Origin of the sequence: Terriglobus tenax, from assembly GCF_025685395.1 — a bacterium.
GTDB classification, from domain to species: Bacteria; Acidobacteriota; Terriglobia; order Terriglobales; family Acidobacteriaceae; genus Terriglobus; species Terriglobus tenax.
Genome location: NZ_JAGSYA010000003.1, coordinates 896,902 through 914,727, shown reverse-complemented (window position 1 = coordinate 914,727; position 17,826 = coordinate 896,902). Strand labels below are relative to the sequence as shown.

10 protein-coding genes and 1 tRNA gene are annotated in these 17,826 nt (G+C 59.8%); 5 read left to right on the top strand and 6 right to left on the bottom strand.

The genetic code is table 11. The features are described 5' to 3' along the window. Positions 1-4 precede the first annotated feature (4 nt). Positions 5-2,086 carry a PP2C family protein-serine/threonine phosphatase gene (locus OHL13_RS03920; RefSeq protein ID WP_263408801.1) on the bottom strand — a complete coding sequence of 694 codons (2,082 nt, stop codon included), beginning with the start codon at positions 2,084-2,086 and terminating at the stop codon, positions 5-7. Beyond that, positions 2,083-3,027 carry a YihY/virulence factor BrkB family protein gene (locus tag OHL13_RS03915; protein ID WP_263408800.1) on the bottom strand — a complete coding sequence of 315 codons (945 nt, stop codon included), beginning with the start codon at positions 3,025-3,027 and terminating at the stop codon, positions 2,083-2,085. The genes OHL13_RS03920 and OHL13_RS03915 overlap by 4 nt, the downstream gene beginning before the upstream one ends. A 277-nt stretch (positions 3,028-3,304) precedes the next feature. Here OHL13_RS03915 and OHL13_RS03910 point away from each other — a divergent pair, with 277 nt between their 5' ends. Then, positions 3,305-3,511 carry a cold-shock protein gene (locus OHL13_RS03910; protein WP_263408799.1) on the top strand — a complete coding sequence of 69 codons (207 nt, stop codon included), beginning with the start codon at positions 3,305-3,307 and terminating at the stop codon, positions 3,509-3,511. Here the strand turns inward: OHL13_RS03910 and queG are convergent. Continuing rightward, a complete protein-coding gene (gene queG / locus OHL13_RS03905; RefSeq protein WP_263408798.1) occupies positions 3,508-4,644 on the bottom strand; it encodes a tRNA epoxyqueuosine(34) reductase QueG in 1,137 nt (378 codons plus the stop codon). The genes OHL13_RS03910 and queG overlap by 4 nt on opposite strands. Before the next feature lie 30 nt (positions 4,645-4,674). Between queG and OHL13_RS03900 the strand changes: the two genes are divergently transcribed. Both OHL13_RS03900 and OHL13_RS03895 read left to right on the top strand, forming a co-directional pair. Next, positions 4,675-4,766: transfer RNA gene (locus OHL13_RS03900), tRNA-Ser, on the top strand. Positions 4,767-5,048: 282 nt separating this feature from the next. Then, positions 5,049-8,246: a TonB-dependent receptor gene (locus OHL13_RS03895; protein WP_263408797.1), complete on the top strand. Its 3,198-nt coding sequence runs from the start codon at positions 5,049-5,051 to the stop codon at positions 8,244-8,246. 51 nt (positions 8,247-8,297) lie between these two features. Here the strand turns inward: OHL13_RS03895 and OHL13_RS03890 are convergent, their stop codons facing one another. Further along, the gene (locus tag OHL13_RS03890; RefSeq protein ID WP_263408796.1) at positions 8,298-10,841 is read right to left on the bottom strand and encodes a hypothetical protein; all 2,544 of its coding nucleotides are present in this window, start codon (positions 10,839-10,841) and stop codon (positions 8,298-8,300) included. A gap of 224 nt (positions 10,842-11,065) precedes the next feature. Between OHL13_RS03890 and gnd the strand changes: the two genes are divergently transcribed. Further along, the gene (gene gnd / locus OHL13_RS03885; protein WP_263408795.1) at positions 11,066-12,529 is read left to right on the top strand and encodes a decarboxylating NADP(+)-dependent phosphogluconate dehydrogenase; all 1,464 of its coding nucleotides are present in this window, start codon (positions 11,066-11,068) and stop codon (positions 12,527-12,529) included. 67 nt (positions 12,530-12,596) lie between these two features. Here the strand turns inward: gnd and OHL13_RS03880 are convergent, their stop codons facing one another. Both OHL13_RS03880 and OHL13_RS03875 read right to left on the bottom strand, forming a co-directional pair. Then, positions 12,597-14,285, bottom strand: coding sequence for a carboxypeptidase-like regulatory domain-containing protein (locus tag OHL13_RS03880; RefSeq protein ID WP_263408794.1), 1,689 nt, complete (start codon positions 14,283-14,285; stop codon positions 12,597-12,599). Positions 14,286-14,439: 154 nt separating this feature from the next. Next, positions 14,440-16,170, bottom strand: a complete 1,731-nt coding sequence (locus OHL13_RS03875; RefSeq protein ID WP_263408793.1) for a GWxTD domain-containing protein — start codon at positions 16,168-16,170, stop codon at positions 14,440-14,442. A 222-nt stretch (positions 16,171-16,392) separates the two neighbouring features. Between OHL13_RS03875 and OHL13_RS03870 the strand changes: the two genes are divergently transcribed. Beyond that, the gene (locus OHL13_RS03870; protein ID WP_263408792.1) at positions 16,393-17,778 is read left to right on the top strand and encodes an efflux RND transporter periplasmic adaptor subunit; all 1,386 of its coding nucleotides are present in this window, start codon (positions 16,393-16,395) and stop codon (positions 17,776-17,778) included. Positions 17,779-17,826: the final 48 nt, after the last annotated feature.

Sequence of the window (17,826 nt, the reverse complement as noted above, 5' to 3'; positions counted from 1 at the left end):
TCCGTCAGACGCGGCGGGCAAGCACAAGCGTAATGTCGTCAGGCTGCTCGGCGTCGCCAATCCAGGCGTCGAGCGCCTGCAGCACCTGGGCTGAGATCACATGCAGCGGCTCGTTGCGATAACGCCACACCACCTCCAGCAGGCGCTGCTCCCCGAAGTCGCCGAAGTCATTCTCCGGCTCGGTGACTCCATCCGAGTAGCCGATGAAGATGTCGCCTGCCTGCAGCGTCACCGAGCCATCCTTGTAAGACATGTTGTCCATCAGGCCGACCACCGTGCCTCCCTCCTCCAAACGCTGTACGGAGCGATCGCGGCGAAGCACCAGCGGCGGAAGCTGCCCAGCGTTGGAGTAGGTCAGCAGTGAGCGGGCAACATCATACTGCGCCAGGAATAGCGTGGCGTACTTCTCCGGCTGCGTGCTGCGGTACAGGTGACGGTTCAGCAGGCCGAGGATATGCCCGGGCGAGTCGAACAGCTCCTCGCAGGGCTCGTCCGAGCCGTTGGGCAACTGCGAAATCTCCCCGCTGGCAAAGCGATAGGCGCGCACGGCCGAGTGCAGCGTAGCCATCAGCAGAGCGGCAGAAATTCCCTTGCCGCTGATGTCACCAATGGCAATGCCAACGCCCGTGGGCGGCTGGTCATCGTCCTGGTAGACCAGGAAGTCATAGTAGTCGCCGGAGACGGTACGCGCCGGCCTGCAGACGCCGTGCAGCTCCAGCGTGGGCACCTTCACATCGCCCGGCGGGAACAGGTTGGCCTGCACCTCCTGCGCAATGGAGAGCTCGTTCTGCAGCCGTTCCTTCTCCTGCTGCTCCAGCAGAAGCCGCTGAAGCGAGCCGGTCATGCGGTTGAAGGCGCGGCTCAGTTCCGCCAACTGATCCGTACGGGTGACATGAATGCGGTGCGCGAAGTCGCCGCGATCAATGGCCAGCGTCGCACCGTAAAGGTCCGATACCGACGCCGTGATGGTGCTGCTCAATCGCATCGCCATGTAGAAAGCAAAGGCCTCGATCACGGCAAAGACCACGCAAAGCACGATCAGCAGCACGCGGATCAGCTCCGGCACCAGGCCTTCGATAGAAACGGCAAATAACTGCGTGTAGAGCAGCGAGGGACGTGAGTCCACCTCGACCGGGATGTTCTCCTTCGCTGCCGTGTCCCACACCGTCAACGGAATGGTCGAGAAGAAATGGACCGGAAGATCGAGAAGGTTGACCCCGCCGGGAAAGCTGCCGCCAGAGACGCTTTGCGCCTTCGGATCATTGCGGCGCGCCATGGACAGGTTCGTGCGCAGGGTGCTGCTTGTGGTCTCCGCCAGCGACGGCACCAACGAGGCGCGTCCCAGCCCCTGCGCCACCAGTTCCATAATGTGGCGGTCCAGCGGCATGCTGCGCATGATCGTGACCGAGTGCCCGTTCCGGCTGCGGCGCTGCGTCACGGCTGCAAGATACAAGTGCCCGTCGTCCACCACGATGCCATGAAAGCCTTCACGGGGAGGCGTCCAGTCCGGCATGCCCAGGTTGGAGTGCTCAATGCCGGTGCCGGCCGCCAGCAGGGCCGGCTGCCGGTCAACAAAGATAGCCACCTGCCCCTGGGCTATTTCGGAACGGTCAAAACCCAGCAGGCTGGGATCGAGATTGTGCAGATCGGCCTTCGTCTCAGGCCGGGCAAGAACGCGCGCAAAGTGTATGGCCGCGTCCGTGTTCTCCGTCTGCATCTGCTCAAGCTGCGTTTGAATGCGCTGTGCCACCAGGTGGATGGCAAACTGTCCCGCAGCCACGTACGCCGAGACAAGCACCAGCGTGACAAACAGCACCACCGGCGCTAGGCCGATCAGCAGATAGGTAATCGCCAGCTTATTGCGCAGGCTCCAAAGAAAGCGTGACCGTGCCTGCCGGATGCCCCATGGGATAAAGCAGACCAGCAGGGCGCCCGTCACCAGGATCCAGAGGTCCTGTGCGGTGCTCCCCAGCGAGTTCTGAAGGCGGCTCAGCGGCCATAGCAGGACCGAAAGCGTGGTCAGCAGCATGACGACACGCGTCAGCAGCGTCCAGCGTCTCCACATGGCTTTCAGTGTCACACTCATGCCGCGTCCTTTACCGCCTCTTTCCGCTCCACAATGCGGGCCATCCGCACAGCATGGCGGTTTGCCGAAAAGTGCCCTCCTGCCAGCAACAACAGGCCGGAAAGAAAGGCCCAGGTCATCAGCCCGACCGAAATATAAAACGGCCCGTAGACCCCCTGAAAATCCAGCAACGGAAGCGCCTTTACGTAGATCACCTTGGCAATCTGCCACAGCAGCCCAACCACGATCGCGGTCGGCAACACGGCCATTGCAGGTATCTTCCGGTTCGGCAGTAGCCAGTAGATCAGGAAGAACAACAGGATACCCGCGATGATGGAAAGAATTTCAAGAACGGTGTGAGAGAAAAAGCGGTATACCCAGTTCTCCGTGTGGCCGAAGAAGATCCAGCTCAGCAGCTTCTGCTGGGCGGCGGTGCCGGCAACCGAAGCCATGGCCAGCACACCCACAGCGCCCGCCAGCCCAAGCGAGACGACCTGGTTGTGCAGGTAGCTGCGGTTCTCCTTCACCCCCCACACGTTGTTCAGCGCTACCTCCAGCGGCAGAAATACGCCGGTGGAGGTGACCAGCAGCATGAAGACCGAAAACAACTGCGCTCCCTTGTGGGGATGGGCCAGGATCTGCATGTTGCGCACAATGAAGTCCTGCCCCACAGGCAGCAGGTTGTGCATCATGTCGCCGACCACATCCTCCATGGCGCGTGAATGAAACAGGCGCCGGCTGAGCGTCAGCATCAGCACGATGAAGGGAAACAGCGAGAGGATGACCTGTGCCGCGACACTGAAGGCATAGGTGTGGACTTCTGTCTTGGTCAGGTACTTCAACAACGCCTTGATCTGCGGCCAGGAACCGGCTTCCAGCACGGCTGGGCGCTCCGCCAGCTCTCCGGCAGACATGGTGGTGGCGTCGCGGCGTTCCTCATTGGATGGCAGAATCGATGGCATCAGGGGGTGGAGTCCGCAATCTTTGATGCTAGCAGAGCCGAACGATTGAAAGATTTGTGTTGCATGACAGGACAATTTTTGCCATAAAAGGCATAAGACATTCGAACTCACAATCAAAATTGCTGGGACTCGGCTGTCTTGCAACTCCACGTGTAACTCAAAAAACCTCCATATCCTCTTTCGGGTGATGGGGCCCCTCTGTTCCGCTTACCGCGAACGTCTCCGAGGTGTCTCTGATCGTCCAGGGAGAGGCTCGCGAAAAAAGAAGGGACTAGTTGTGAAGGAAAAGGGTGTCGTGAAGTGGTTCAACGGAACGAAGGGTTACGGCTTTATCCAGCGTGCTGACGGAAAAGATGTCTTTGTGCATTTCTCCGCCATCCAGGACGAGGGCTACAAGACGTTGAACGAGGGCGAGGCGGTTGAGTTCGAGTGCCAGCAGGGTCCTAAAGGTCTAAGTGCCGCAAACGTAGTTCGCGGAGCCTAGATTTCAGCAGTCTGGCGGTGATGGGCAATGCGTTCCACAGCCCACGCCGCCGTCGTGCGCAATGCCGCATCCTCCGATTGCTGCCAGGCTTTAAGCTGTGGCAGATAACGCGCGTCTTCGCTGTTTCCCATCGCAATCGCGATATTCCGCCGCAGCCGCTTAAGCCGTGTCCTCTCCAGCGGTGATCCATTGAAGCCGCGGCGAAACTCCGCGGGCGTCATGGTGGCCAGCGTCGACAGGTCAGGATTCACCAGTTCCATACGCGTCTGCATCTCGGCATTGCCGCCGATGGCAGCCTTGCGGTTCCACGGACAAACATCCTGGCAGATATCGCAGCCAAAAATCTGGCGCCCCATCAGCGGCCGCAGCGACTCCTCAATCTCGCCCTTCTTCTCAATCGTCAGGTAGGCAATGCACTTTCGCGCATCCATCTTGCGCGGGGCAATCAACGCATCCGTAGGGCACGCGTCGATGCAACGGGTACAGCTGCCACAGCGATCCGCGGCTGGCAGCAGAACAGCGTCTTCCGCCAACGGAAGAGAGGTCACAATAACCGCCAGCAGCATCCATGAACCAGTTCCCTGCCGGATGATGCAGGTATTCTTCCCTACCCAGCCAATGCCTGCAGCCTCGGCAAAGCCGCGCTCCACCACCGGCCCGGTATCGACATAGCTGCGAAGCTCGACCTCATCGCCCACGCGCTCCCTCACGAAACTCTCCAGGCGGCGCAGCTTCTCCAGCAGAACATCGTGATAATCCGTGGGCACAAGGCGTTCGCCTTCCGGTCGTCCACTCCACGCATAACGGGCAATCCAGCCCGAGCCTTCGGGCGCAGGATCAATTGAACGCGGCTGAGCGGCGTTATAGTTCAGCGCGCAAACGATGACCGAACGAGCCCACGGAATCGCCAGCCGCAGCGACGAACGCAATAATCTTCCGGCTTCATCGCGCCGTTGCAGATACTCCATCTCGCCGGCATAACCATGCTCCACCCAGGCCTCATAACGGTGGCGCGCTTCAGGATCGTCTTCGGGAACAGAGGCAATTCCCGCAGCCGTAAAACCACACTCCTTCGCATGGGCCACAAGGGCGTCGCGTAGTTCGAGCGGGATGAAGGTAGCAGGGTTCCCCATAAGCGCAGGTTTGCGATAAACTGATTGTACGGACAGGTGGCAGAGCCCGGTTGAATGCACCTGACTCGAAATCAGACGTAGTCGCAAGGCTACCGGGGGTTCGAATCCCTCCCTGTCCGCCACTCCTTCCTCATCCGCTAGAGCCGGTCTCCTTCGAAATCTCTAAATACCTTCTTCCGGGCTTCCAGTCCTGCGTTAGACAGTTGTCGATTGTGTCTACTATGATGGCCATCAACTTTACTGAAGGCTTCCCCAGGCCTGCCTTGTTGAAAGAAATTGTTTCGTGCAGATGTGCAGCAAGCACACGATTTCGAACTCCCCATAACTCCCCTATACGTTGAGGCCCAAAATCTATGACTATCCAAAAGCTGTTAAGGCTTTTGTTCTGCACGCTTGCTTTTTGCATGACGTCGGCAGGTGTTCTGGCACAAGGTGGCAGCGCTGTTCTAAGCGGAACCGTAACGGACTCGACCGGAGCCCTTGTTCCCTCGGCACATGTGACCGCAACGAACGTTGAAACCAATCTTGTTCTTACCAGCGAGACAAACTCATCCGGTCTCTACCGTTTCCCAACCATCCCTCCAGGGCACTACACCATCACAGCGGAGTTATCCGGCTTTCAGAAGTTTCAGCAGACCGGTATTCAGCTCACGGTAAGCCAGCAGGCGACGCTGGACATTGGTCTGCAGATCGGCAGTGAGACTGAGACCGTGAACGTTACCGCCGGAGCCGCGCTGATCAACACCACCAACGCTGAAGTCAGCAATACGGTAGGCGAACATGCCATCCGGGAGCTTCCGCTCAACGGACGCGATCCATCGAGCCTTGTCCTGCTGTCGCCGGGCACCATCAATGTGTTGAATACCGGCGCCGGCACTCTGCAGGGAGAAACCACCTTTCCCAATGAGACCGGGGCATCTGCCGGTGGCGGACGCCAGGGCAGCACGCTCTACCTGCTGGACGGCGTACCGAACATGGACACCTACATGGCGCTCTCCGCTCCGTCTCCCAACGCGGATGCTACCGGCGAGTTCCGTGTCATCTCGAACAACTTCGACGCGCACTACGGCTTCTCTCCTGGCGCGGTTGTCAGCATTGACACCAAGGGCGGCACCAATGCGTTTCATGGAGGAGCCTTCGAGTTTCTGCGCAACAGCGCTCTCAACTCCGCCGATTACTTCTCCAAGAAAGTGGACCCTCTGAAGCGCAACCAGTTTGGCGGCTTCCTGGGTGGTCCCATCAAGAGGAACAGGCTGTTCTTCTTCGGCAATTATCAGGGCACACGTCAGTCCACCACGGCAACCTCCAACAGCACAAATACACCGACGGCGGCGATGCTTGCGGGCGACTTCTCCGCCTATCCCAAGACGCTGACCGGCGGCTTCGTCAACAACCGCATCGACCCCAGCCTGTTCAACGCAGCATCGGTTCGCATTGCTAATACGGCGCTGCCTCGCGGGCAGGACCCGGCCAGCGGTCTGGTGTACTACACCGCTCCTGCCTCGGTAGAAAAGTACGACGAAGGCACGGGCCGCCTGGACTACGTCATCAACGATAAGCAACGCCTGACGCTGCGCAGCTACATCCAGTACTACAACCGTGGCGAGTCGGCCATTGCCGGCAACATTCTCGCCATCAATCCGGGAAAGCAGGGTAAGTTCTTCAACGAGGTGCTGAACCATACCTGGACCCTCAGCCCGAGCCTGGTCAATGCGCTCTCTCTGTTCTGGAACCAGATGCATGTCTACAACGCAGGCACGCAGTTCGACAGCAGCGGCAACGCCTTCTGCCTGTCGAAGTACATCAACGTCAGCGATCCGGCGGGCACCTGCTACTCCGAGGGTCTGAACGCCAACGGAGGCTTCAGCACACCTTACTCGGAATACACCGGTGAGATGCGCCGCTCGTGGGGCTTCTCGGATTCGATCACGAAGACGCTTGGCAACCACACTCTCTCCTTCGGTGTAGACCTGTGGCACCAGCGTGCGCGGGAGCAGACGTACTACCCCGCAGCGCCGATCATCGGCTTCAACGGCTACTCCACCGGCTTCGGTCTTGCGGACTTTCTGCTGGGCCGCGTGGGAACCTATACGCAGGGCGCCGGCGAAATTGCCGACGTCAGCGGCAACCTGCTGGGCGCCTTCGGCCAGGACCAGTTCCGTCTGCGTCCGAACCTGACCATCACGGTTGGCCTGCGCTGGGACCCGAACCTTGCTCCTGCCTCGAAGGACGGCCGTGGCGCAGTCTACAACCCCGGTCAGCAGAGCACGATGTTCCCCAACGCCCCCACTGGTCTGGTCTTCCCCGGCGACCGTGGTGTTCCGAACAGTCTTGCAAAAAACACCTATGGCTACTGGGAGCCGCGTATCGCTGTTGCCTACCAGGTTGGCCCCAAGACAGCCTTCCGCGCGGGCTTCGGTATGTTCACGGCTCCGCTGCCCTACTCGGCGTACAACCACGTAGCCGACGTCAGCCCGTTCAGCCCGACCTTCACTCTGAACGGCAGCGCATCCAACCCCATCGACTTCTCCAATCCGTGGTCGAACTTCTCTTCCACCGGTGGAACGAGTCCCTTCCCTCCCTTTGCGTATGACAACGTGAAGCCTTCACCGAACTATGTCTTTCCAGCGCAAACAACCGTTCCCGCTGCCTTCCGTCCGGACTTCAAGCTCGGCATGACGCAGAGCTGGAACGCATCACTGGAGCAGCAGTTCAGCGGTGACCTGGTCATGCACCTTGCCTATGTAGGCAGCCAGTCGTACCACCAGACGCTGATCATTGATGCGAACCCCGGCCAGACGGCGGCGGCTGTTCGCGGCACGCGCGCGCTGAACAACTATGGCCAGATCCTGACCATCAATAGCAACGGCACCAGTAGCTATCACTCGCTGCAGGCGCAGTTTGAAAAACGCTTCTCGCACAGCTTCCAGGCACAGAGCAGCTTTACCTGGTCAAAGAACATCGATGTCTCCGCCTCCGGGAATGCTTCGTTTACCGGCAACGGAATCGCCAACCCGTACGATCTCCGCTTCAACCGCGGTCTCTCTGATCTGAACTACCCGTTCGTCTCCGTAACCAACTTCGTCTACACAACACCTGCGCTCAAGGGGTGGAATGGGCTGGCGCGCGGTCTACTGGGCGAGTGGGAGGTCAGCGGCATCTATACGCTGCAGTCAGGACGCCCGTTCAGCATCAACGGGGGCAACGGCAACAACAACTCCGGCGCACTCATCTATGGCGACCGCGCAGACCGCGTTCCGGGTTCCGTGCTGCAGACTCACCAGGGCAGCAAGCAGCAGTGGCTGAACCAGTACTTCACCACCGCCGCCTTCCAGCAGAACGCCGCTGGAACCTTCGGCAACTCCGGACGCAATATCCTGCAAGGACCGGGGATCAACTACAGCGATGCAGCCCTGATGAAGAACTGGAGCGCGCGTGAGCGTCTGAAAATCCAGTTCCGCTGGGAGCTGTTCAACGCCTTCAACCGCACCTCCTATGCGCTGCCCGATGCGAATCCTTCGAGCGGCACCTATGGCCGCATTACGGGCACCGGCCCCATCAAGCCGCGCGTGATGCAGGGCGGCCTGAAGGTCACCTTCTAACCGGATCCGCGGATGTGCCAACACCTGTTGCACGGCGCATCCGCGGATACCTTAAGGAATCACGCGAACGTTGTAGGCCTTTGCCTGCGGTGTTACCGGAGCGACGACACAGAGCTGCACCTTCACCGTATCCGCAGCCACTACGGCGGCTGAAAGCAGGACGGTGGGCGGCGGAAGACTGCCATCGCTTGCAGAGACTGCAACGGGATCGCCCGGCGTCGCGCCGCTCACCTTGACGATTCCACTCGCGCAACTGCCCGCCGCAAGCGATGCTCCTCCAATGCCCTGCGTGGTGCCGCGAAGCGCTCCCTTCAGATTGGGCGCCGTGACTGGCTGCGCGAAGGTCACACTGCCGCCGGAGTCTACCGACATCACGGCATTGCCATGCGCCTCATCCTTCAGCACAAGGTTCCTGCCCTGTGCATCCGTCTGAAGAGCCCAGCTTCCACCCTTCTCCGCTCGTACTGAAAAGCCAGTGCCACTGATCACGGCGCCCTGGAAGCGCGCCGCTCCGGAGAAGCTCCATGACGGCGCTGTCAGGCTTTTGAATGCCGATGGAGAAGCAATCACCGTGCCGTCTGCCTGATAACCACTCAACGAAAACAGGCGGTAGTCTGGCTCGTTCGGACTTCCCTTGGGGTAGTTGATGGAGTGGCCCGCAGCGATCACGGTCTTCGGCGCATAGATCAGTTCCGCCATCGTCCCCAGCGGCCCTTTCCAGAACAGGTAGCTGGGCATCATCTGCCATCCGCCCAGCCCTTCGTAGTGATCTGCCGGGACGAAGTTATCGACACAAAGAGCACACCCGGAGTCCACGCCATGCAGGTTGGCGCGAAGGATCGCTCCACTGTGATTCAGGCCATTGCTCGGGGTCAGCTGCGTCTGGTCAATATGAAGCACGGCGCCGTTATACGATTCCGAGTGGCCAACCTTGGCCAGGTGGCCGGGCTGCCACGGAATCCGGTTCTGCTCCACCTGCATATAGCCGTTCACGCCGTTACCCGGAGCATCCGGGTTACTGGTCGCGACAATCTCCGCGCCATAGTACAAAACATAGCCATTGGCGCCGGTAATATTCACTACCGCCGTATTGCAGGAGCCTTTACGGGAAGAGACGCTCTTGTACGTAAGGCTGGAGAGATCCGCCGACGGCTCCGGAAGCTGGATGACCTCGTTGAAGGAAGCATCCTGGCATCCGCTCACACTGACCTGCTTGAGATGCGCAAAAGAGCCAATCGGAAGACCTCCGCCGCGTTCCGTCATGGTCACTGCACCGTCTGGCGCGCGCTCCAGATTCACCGCACGGTTCTGTACGGGAACCACGAACGGCGACTCCGAAGTTCCACCGCGGACATTGAAAGGCGGCGAGATCCCGGTGCGGGTACCGCGGCTGTAAAACGCCCAGGCCAGGTGGCCTTCGTCCACGGGTACCGCAAAATACCCGGCCGGCCATCCGGTTTGCTCCTCTTCGGCTGTCGGACTCAGTTGTCCGCAGGCGGGGGCTTTATAGAGGAAGTGCGGCGTCCCCTTGCTCTGCGGCTTGCGCAAGGACAGGGTGATCGTCTGGTGGCCGTCCACCAGGGCTGTCGCCGACAGCACCGTTGAATTCTCCGGAAAAGAGCTGCCCATAAAGCAGACAGCATCTCCCGCGGTAAAACCACGCCCACGCGCGATATTCACCGGCAGATCCGCTGTCGGCTTGGGAAGGTTCTGCGTTTGCGCACGCGGTATCTCTACCGTTGCCGGAATGTACCCCCACGTATCGACGGGAACCAGGTCAGCAGGCTCCACACGCATCAGGGCAGGCATATTGTCTTTCGCTTCAGGCTGCGCGGATGCAATGGATCCCCTGGCAATCGGCGCGCTGCTGTCGACCAGGTACTCGCCCTGCCCATAGCAATAGCGGTCTCCCTGGCCGGAGTTGTTGTAGCAGGTGCCACTCTTCTGATCGAAGTCTGCAAAGGTGGTCTGCCCTGTGATGGTGTTCGCGGGAAACCGGCCGGAAAAGTATTCCGAGTACTGACCACCCACAGAGCTCCAATGAGCACAGCCCTCATCGGAAGCAGCCGTCGTTCCTCCCGCGCAGAAGGGATAGCCATAGATCATCGAACTATCCCCCACGCCGCTGTGGTGATGCTGGATCTGCAGTGCCTGGGAGATACCGGCATACGACGTAAAGTTGGTGAGATGCAGCAGGCCGGTGCTCATCCATCCGCCCGCGTTGCCAAGGCTCATCCCGGTTTGGTCGCCGATGTTGATGATGACATTGCAGAACTGGCCACCGACCGCCTTCGGCGAGCTTGTGTTCTGGACACAGCGATGCAGTTCGCCATAACCGACACTCTGACCGGCGGCAAATAATCCCGGCACGCTGTAAGGCATGTCGTACATCTCATGCGCCTCCACACCGCCGGCCCGCGTCCAGAGATGGGTCTGCTGGAAACGACGTGCATTGACCGCGCTGATGCTGCTGGCAGCATCGACCTGAATCGTCTGGCCAGGCGCTGTAGGAGCGGCCTGCGGCTGCTGTCCGGCCAACGGAATGACCGGCAGAAACGAAGCGAGCAGAAGAAACAGACGAGCAGACGACGGCATGAAAGCACTCTCCCGGGGAAAGACAGTTCTTTGACTGAGACGCGGAAACGGCTGGCAGGTTGTGGCGGGTATGGGGAAAAGAGGCTGCGCAATCGTTTACGCTTCGATCTTACTGCTGTTCTTTCATACACTTTCAGACCAGCCGTAGGACATATGGACTATGCTTGTATGCAACAACGATCCCCCGCAATACAGGAAGCGTTAGCTGAAAGGGTTTCAAAGAAATGTCTGAAGCAACCTGCGATATCGGCCTGATTGGTCTTGCCGTCATGGGCCAGAACCTCGTTCTCAACATGAACGACCACGGCTTCAAGGTCGCTGTCTACAACCGCACCACCTCCAAGGTGGACGAGTTTCTGGCGAACGAAGCAAAGGGCACTCCCATTGAGGGCGCGCACTCCATCGAAGAACTGGTCTCCAAGCTGAAGCGCCCGCGCCGCATCATGATCATGGTGAAGGCCGGCTCGGTGGTGGACCAGACGATCGACTCCATCGTTCCCTTCCTCGAAAAGGGCGACATCATTATCGACGGCGGCAACTCGCTGTTCACTGACTCCAATCGCCGCACCAAGGACCTCGCCGAGAAGGGCATTCTCTACATCGGCTCCGGCGTCTCTGGCGGTGAAGAAGGTGCGCGTTTCGGCCCGTCCATCATGCCGGGTGGCAATCCCGAGGCATGGCCGCACGTCAAGGCCATCTTCCAGGGCATTGCAGCCAAGGTAGAAGACGGAACCCCCTGCTGCGACTGGGTAGGCGAAGGCGGAGCTGGCCACTACGTCAAGATGGTGCACAACGGCATTGAGTACGGTGACATGCAGCTGATCTGCGAAGCCTACCAGTTGCTGAAGGACGGCCTGGGCCTGTCCGCCGACGAGCTGCACGAGGTCTTTGCCGAGTGGAACAAGGGCGAGCTGGACAGCTTCCTGATCGAGATCTCGGCCGAGATCTTCGCCAAGAAAGACGAAGACGGTTCCCCGCTGCTCGATAAGATTCTGGACACCGCCGGACAGAAGGGCACCGGCAAGTGGACCGCCATTGATGCGCTGGACAACGGCATGCCGGTCACGCTGATCGGAGAGAGCGTCTTCGCTCGCTGCCTGTCCGCGCTGAAGGAAGAGCGCGTTGAGGCGTCGAAGGTATTGCAGGGACCCGCCAAGGTGGCCATCTCCGCTGATCACAAGAAGGCCTTCATCGAAGAGGTACGCCGTGCTCTCTTCTGCTCCAAGCTGATCAGCTATGCGCAGGGCTACATGCTTCTCCGCGAAGCCGCGAAGGTACAGGGCTGGAACCTGAACATGGGTGGCATCGCGCTGATGTGGCGCGGCGGCTGCATCATCCGTTCGGTCTTCCTGGGCAACATCAAGGCCGCCTATGACAAGAATCCGAAGCTGGAAAACCTGCTGCTGGACAGCTTCTTCTCGGGCATTCTGAACGAGTACCACGCCAGCTGGCGCAAGGCGCTCATCCATGCCATCGAGAGTGGCGTTCCGACCCCGGCGTTCTCCACCGCGCTGGCCTTCTACGACGGCTATCGCACGGATCGTCTGCCGGCCAACCTGCTGCAGGCGCAGCGTGATTTCTTCGGGGCGCACACCTACGAGCGCGTCGACAAGCCCCGCGGCGAGTTCTTCCACACCAATTGGACCGGACGCGGCGGACGCGTTTCATCCAGCACCTATAACGCCTGAGCTTCGGCGAAAACACGAAGGGCGAGGGCCAATGGCCCTCGCCCTTCTGCTTTGCAGAAGAAAATGCTTAGAACGTAAAGGCGACACCCGCCTGCAGCATGCGCGGCGACTGCGCCAGGTACAGGGTTTTGCCATCCGAGGAGAGGAACGGCTGGTAGCCCTGCGCCAGCAGGTTCGTGACATCAAGGAAGGCTTCCATGTTCTCCAGGCGGAAGCGGCGAATGCGCAGCGGCTGCCGTACGGAGAAGCTCAGGTATGGCTGCCGGCTCATACCCGAGAACATATTCACCGGGGTTACGGTCTGCTCACTCTGCCAGCGGTAGCTGGCCCGAAGCTGCGTGCCGGAGGCCGGCATCTGCGCCTTGAAGCCTACTGCCGCGGACTTGGCACGGCCAGCATGAAGCTTCGGGCCAATCACGGGCGAGTCCACGACGGAGAGCGCATCGCCCGTGTTCACTTCCAGCGTCGTCCAGAGATTCTGGCCAAGCTGCTCAGTCGCGGCAATGCTCCAGCCAACGGAGCTATATGCATCACCCATCACGCGGGCTGTACTGGTATTGGCATCGACCAGCATGTTGCCGCGTGCCAGGCCAGAACTTTCAACCGAGCCAAAACCGGCAATCATGGGCCGCTCAATCGAGTCGCGATAATACGCCGTGCGAATGCTTCCCTTGCTGTTCTTGACCGTAACGCCTAGCTGCTGGTGCAGTCCACGCTCCTGCAGCATACGGCCGTTCTGCAGCACCGCCAAAGGCAGCGGCGCATCGGCCGAATCAATATCATCGGCGCCCTGCAGTTCGCGCGAACGTGCCATGCGATAGCTGAAGACCAGCATCTCGTTCGGCTGCATCGCAAGCTTCACAAACGGACGCGCTTCCATGGAAGCGGCTCCCATGCGGACGGCGCGCAGCGAGCTGCCTACCTCCAATGCAAGGGTGTCGCCAAAGTTCATCACCTCGGCTGAATCCAGCGTGTAGGCCTGGTAGCCGTTTCCACCGCCCTGGCCAACAATCTCCGGATGGTCCTGGAAGGAAATGCGCGTGCGGGAATACCCGAACATCCCAGCCGGCTGCTGGTAAACAACCGAGCCCTTCGTCGCGGAACCAAGGGAAGAGGGGCCACTCACAACGCCACCGCTGGCGCGCATCAGCACCCCATGTCCATCGCGGGAGGCCTCGCCGTAGGTCACGGCGTTCTGCAGACCGCCATTGGCAAAGCCGTTGCCACCCAGAATCTCCACGCGGGTATGGGTCGCACGCTTGTTGTTTTCCGCGCTGGCTGAAATCAGCACCACGTCCTTCTCATCCGCCAGGCGAAGGATGGGGCGATTGGCCGCCGTGCGCAGCGACCACTTCCACTCGTCAGCGGGTTCGTCCGGCTGGCGGCGCTCGGCCGGAAGCCAGTTGCTCTCCTCAAACAGGGTGGTCAGCGTAAGGTCAACAATGGCCTGGGCGCCGGCGCGCAGGCGAAGATCGCCGCGCATCGACGGCATATACAGAGCCGCACTGGCGCGCACCTGGTACTTGCCCGGCTTCAGATTGCGAATAAGGTAGTGGCCCTTCAGGTCCGTAATGGCCTGGCCCACGGGAGTAGCGTCCGGCAGCAATGCCTGCACCAGCGCACCCATCTGCGGAATGCCCTTCGCATCGCGCACAACGCCGGTCACGCCTGCGGCACGGGTCTGTGCTGCTGCGTTTGCGGCTACTGGCAGCAAAACCAGCAGCAACGTTACGGATTGGAGGCGGACTCGCTTCACTGCGCTTGTACAGACCACAACACTGCGCCGTTGGCCAATTCCAAAAAATCCGCGCCCTTGCCAAATGGCAAGAACAGCGTTTCTCAGGTTGCCTCTGCCGCCGTACTCCCTCGGCACGGCTGTGCAGCACACTCCAGCTTCCTGACCTGTAATTTTACTCCACTACAAACGGTGCTGACTCAGCAATCTGCTGTTTTGATACACCGTCATCCACCTTGATCGTTACCTGGTACTTACCCGGCTGCAGGCTGGACAGGGGAACGCTCTTCTCCAGCGTGACCTGATCCGCGTGCGGATTCATCTTGACCGTCTCTTCCGTCGCGTCCAGAAGCTGCTTGTTGGTCGCCAGATCGGTGATCTGGTACTCGATCTTGGCGCCGTTCTGCTTGCTCTTTTCATCGATGCCCAAGTTGTAGACCTGCATCCAGAAGTTCAGGCTCTGATCGCGCTTGAAGGTCACCGGAACTCCCGTACCCGCGGAAACGCGCGGACGAAGGCGGGTGTTACCAATGACGAAGTTGCCCGCGCTGATCTCGTGCGTGCTGACACGCTCCATCTTGTCAGCCAGGATCAGGCTGGAGACCGCCAGGCGGTCATCGTCAAACTTCGGAACATTGACGCTGCGCTTCCAGGTTCCGATGTGGTCCGGATTGTTGACGTCCTTGATGGCTATGTCCACCTTGTACAGGCCCGGCTTCAGCGGAAGAGACTTCCAGTACACCGAAACATTGTCCTGCGTGCGCGGCAGCAGCTCGCTGGGCACCTGAATGCTGACCGTGTCTTCAAAGGTCTGCACCACCTTGTGGTTCAGGTTGGTGACACGGCCCAGGATGTTCACCGTGCCGGTCGCAACGCCGTCCTTATTGGAGAAGGTGACGTCGCGGTTCTTCACCTGAAGGGTCAGCGGCACCAGAACCGTCTCGTTGGTGACCTTGACATAGTCCGTGCGCACGTCGAACAGGAACGGAGGTCCGCTCAGAATCGTTGACTTGGTCAGGAACTGCTCCAGATCCTTGAACTTGATCTGCGGAGCCGCCATCAGCTTGGCGTAGGTATTCAGGCGGTCAAACTGCTTGGACTGGTTCATGGAGCTGCGGGGTCCAAGACCAAGCTGCTCCAGACCGCCCTGGGTAAAGCGATCGGTCTTGCTTCCCTGTCCCCACTGCTCGTACATGGTCAGACCGGCGCCGGGAACCATCTTGAGCGCGTCCTTTTCGGAACGGTCAATGGTCATGTGGTAGTCACCGCACATGCAGGTGTCTACAAATTCGATGTCGATGTTGTCGCCGATACCTTCAAGGTAGCGGTAATGCCACGTCTCGAACGGGTAGGTCGACGTAGAGCCGCCGCCCTCGTCGATGGGACGCTCATAGTTGCCGCCCGAGGGGTGCGAATCGGTGCTATCCGGCTTGCCGAAAGCAATATAGATATGTCCGCGGTCGGTCTTCCAGCCTGGTTTACCGGCTGCAAAGTGCTCATTCGCATAGGCAATGCGCTGATAATGCTCTTCGCGGTACTCGTTGTCAGGCGAATCCGGGTTCGGATTGCGGCGCTGCCAGAAGGCTTCAATGAACGCATCGCGCTCTTCGTCGTTCGAGAGCTGCTTGAATGCCTGGAGTTCTTCGTCCGTGATGATCCAGATGACGTCCTGGTCGAGCCATTTCTTGTACTCGCCCTTGATTTCCTTGCGAAGATCCTTTTGCTGCTGGATCCGTTCGCGGTCGGAAAGACGGCGCTTCAAAGGGTCGGGATGCTCAACAACCTGCGGTTTGGCGGCAGGCGCGCCCTCGCCGGACTGCGCGTCCTGACCGTAGGTGACCGCACCTCCGACTGTCGCAGAAAATACCAGACTTGCGCCGAGCAGAAGGAAACCACAGGTCTTCATAGCGAATAACAACACTCCGTGAGTTGTACGCCCCATTTTAGTGCGGTTTTCGACCGAACTCAACTTTCGCAGGGGTGTATCGGTTGGACGTTCGGCTGCTATGATGGTCACCAATCTTAAGGCCCTATGATTCGCCAGTCATGGAATCTTTCTCCAAACCATGAAACCTACGAGCATTCGTCTGCGTAGAGAAGCTGAGCAGAGGTCCCTGCCAAGGCATCCATGAGCGCTAAAAAAATCGTTATTACCCTTTCTGTTGTCCTTGTAGTTGCCATTATCGTTATCGCGTCGATCATGAAAAGCCGTTCCGGCGTCACTCCCGTGGCCACGGCCAAGGTGAAGCGGGAAGAGCTGGTCTCCATCGTCAGCGGTACCGGCCAGATCAAGCCCAAAACCTATGTCAACGTAGGCGCCACCGCCTTTGGCCGCATCACGCACCTCTATGTCAAAGAAGGTGACCACGTGAAGAAGGGGCAGACCCTGGCGGCGATCGAAAGCGTGCAGCCGGAGTCCGCCGTCGCCGCACAGACGGCCAATATCTCTGCCGCAAAGACCGATTATGCCTCCTCGCAGGCTGCCATCAGGACCGCGGAGGCCAACCTGGAGCAGGCGAAGGCTGACCTGACCCAGAAGCGGTTTGATTATGAGCGCTACGTCCAGCTCTACCGCGAGAAGCTGGTCTCCAAGCAGGATTACGACGCCAAAAAGGGCGCCTTTGATGTGGCCGTCGCCACGCTGGCCCAGCGGGAAGCCTCGGTGAACCAGTCCAAGGCGCAGGCAGATTCCTCCGCCAGCAAGATCCAGCAGGCAGTCGCCAACCAGAAGGCCAATTTCGACACTCTGGACAAAACGGTCGCCCGCGCTCCCTTTGACGCCCTGGTAACCAATGTCCCGGTTCGCGAGGGGGAGACCATGGTTACCGGCATCCAGAACGCGCTGGGCTCCACGCTGATGTCGTTGGCCGATATGTCCGTCATTACGGCGGAGGTGAAGGTCGACGAGACCGACATCGTCAACCTGAAGCTGGATCAGCCGGTGAACGTGACCGTCGACGCCCTGCCCGGCAAGAGCTTCCGGGGCCATGTGACCGAGGTTGGCGACCAGGCGCTGCTGCGCACCACCGGCATCGCGACCTCCCAGTCCACCACCGGAACCGAAGAGGCCAAGGACTTCAAGGTCGTCGTTACGCTGGATGAGGTCTCACCGGAGTTGAAGCCGGGCCTTTCCTGCACGGCCAAGATCACCACTGCCAAGATAGCTGACGCGCTCAGCCTGCCCATCCAGGCCCTGGTGCAGCGCGATCCGGTGATTGAGAACATTTACGCCACCACCAAGAAGACCACAGAGGCAGCCACCAAGGCCGCCGAAATCAAGGCCAACCCGGTGCAGGGCGTCTATGTCGTGGAGAACAAGGACGGCAAGCCCACGGTGCGTTTTGTCCCCGTAGCCACAGGTGTCACCGGAACAACCGAAATCCAGGTTCTTTCGGGGCTTACCCAGGGTCAGGAGATCGTGATTGGCCGCTTCAAGGTGCTGCGGACTTTGAAGTCGGGCATGAAGGTGAAACGCGACAATACCCCGGAGACCGCAACGGAAACCAGCTCGTAGGCGATTCCGGGAACCAAACCCGACTTGCCAGCGTACCAACACGCATAC

Excerpts from the sequence above, each read along its gene's own strand:
- gnd (WP_263408795.1), top strand. The coding sequence starts at position 11,066 with ATGTCTGAAGCAACCTGCGATATCGGCCTGATTGGTCTTGCCGTCATG.
- OHL13_RS03870 (WP_263408792.1), top strand. The coding sequence starts at position 16,393 with ATGAGCGCTAAAAAAATCGTTATTACCCTTTCTGTTGTCCTTGTAGTT.
- OHL13_RS03875 (WP_263408793.1), bottom strand. The coding sequence starts at position 16,170 with ATGAAGACCTGTGGTTTCCTTCTGCTCGGCGCAAGTCTGGTATTTTCT.
- OHL13_RS03920 (WP_263408801.1), bottom strand. The coding sequence starts at position 2,086 with ATGAGTGTGACACTGAAAGCCATGTGGAGACGCTGGACGCTGCTGACG.
- OHL13_RS03895 (WP_263408797.1), top strand. The coding sequence starts at position 5,049 with ATGACGTCGGCAGGTGTTCTGGCACAAGGTGGCAGCGCTGTTCTAAGC.
- queG (WP_263408798.1), bottom strand. The coding sequence starts at position 4,644 with ATGGGGAACCCTGCTACCTTCATCCCGCTCGAACTACGCGACGCCCTT.
- OHL13_RS03890 (WP_263408796.1), bottom strand. The coding sequence starts at position 10,841 with ATGCCGTCGTCTGCTCGTCTGTTTCTTCTGCTCGCTTCGTTTCTGCCG.
- OHL13_RS03915 (WP_263408800.1), bottom strand. The coding sequence starts at position 3,027 with ATGCCATCGATTCTGCCATCCAATGAGGAACGCCGCGACGCCACCACC.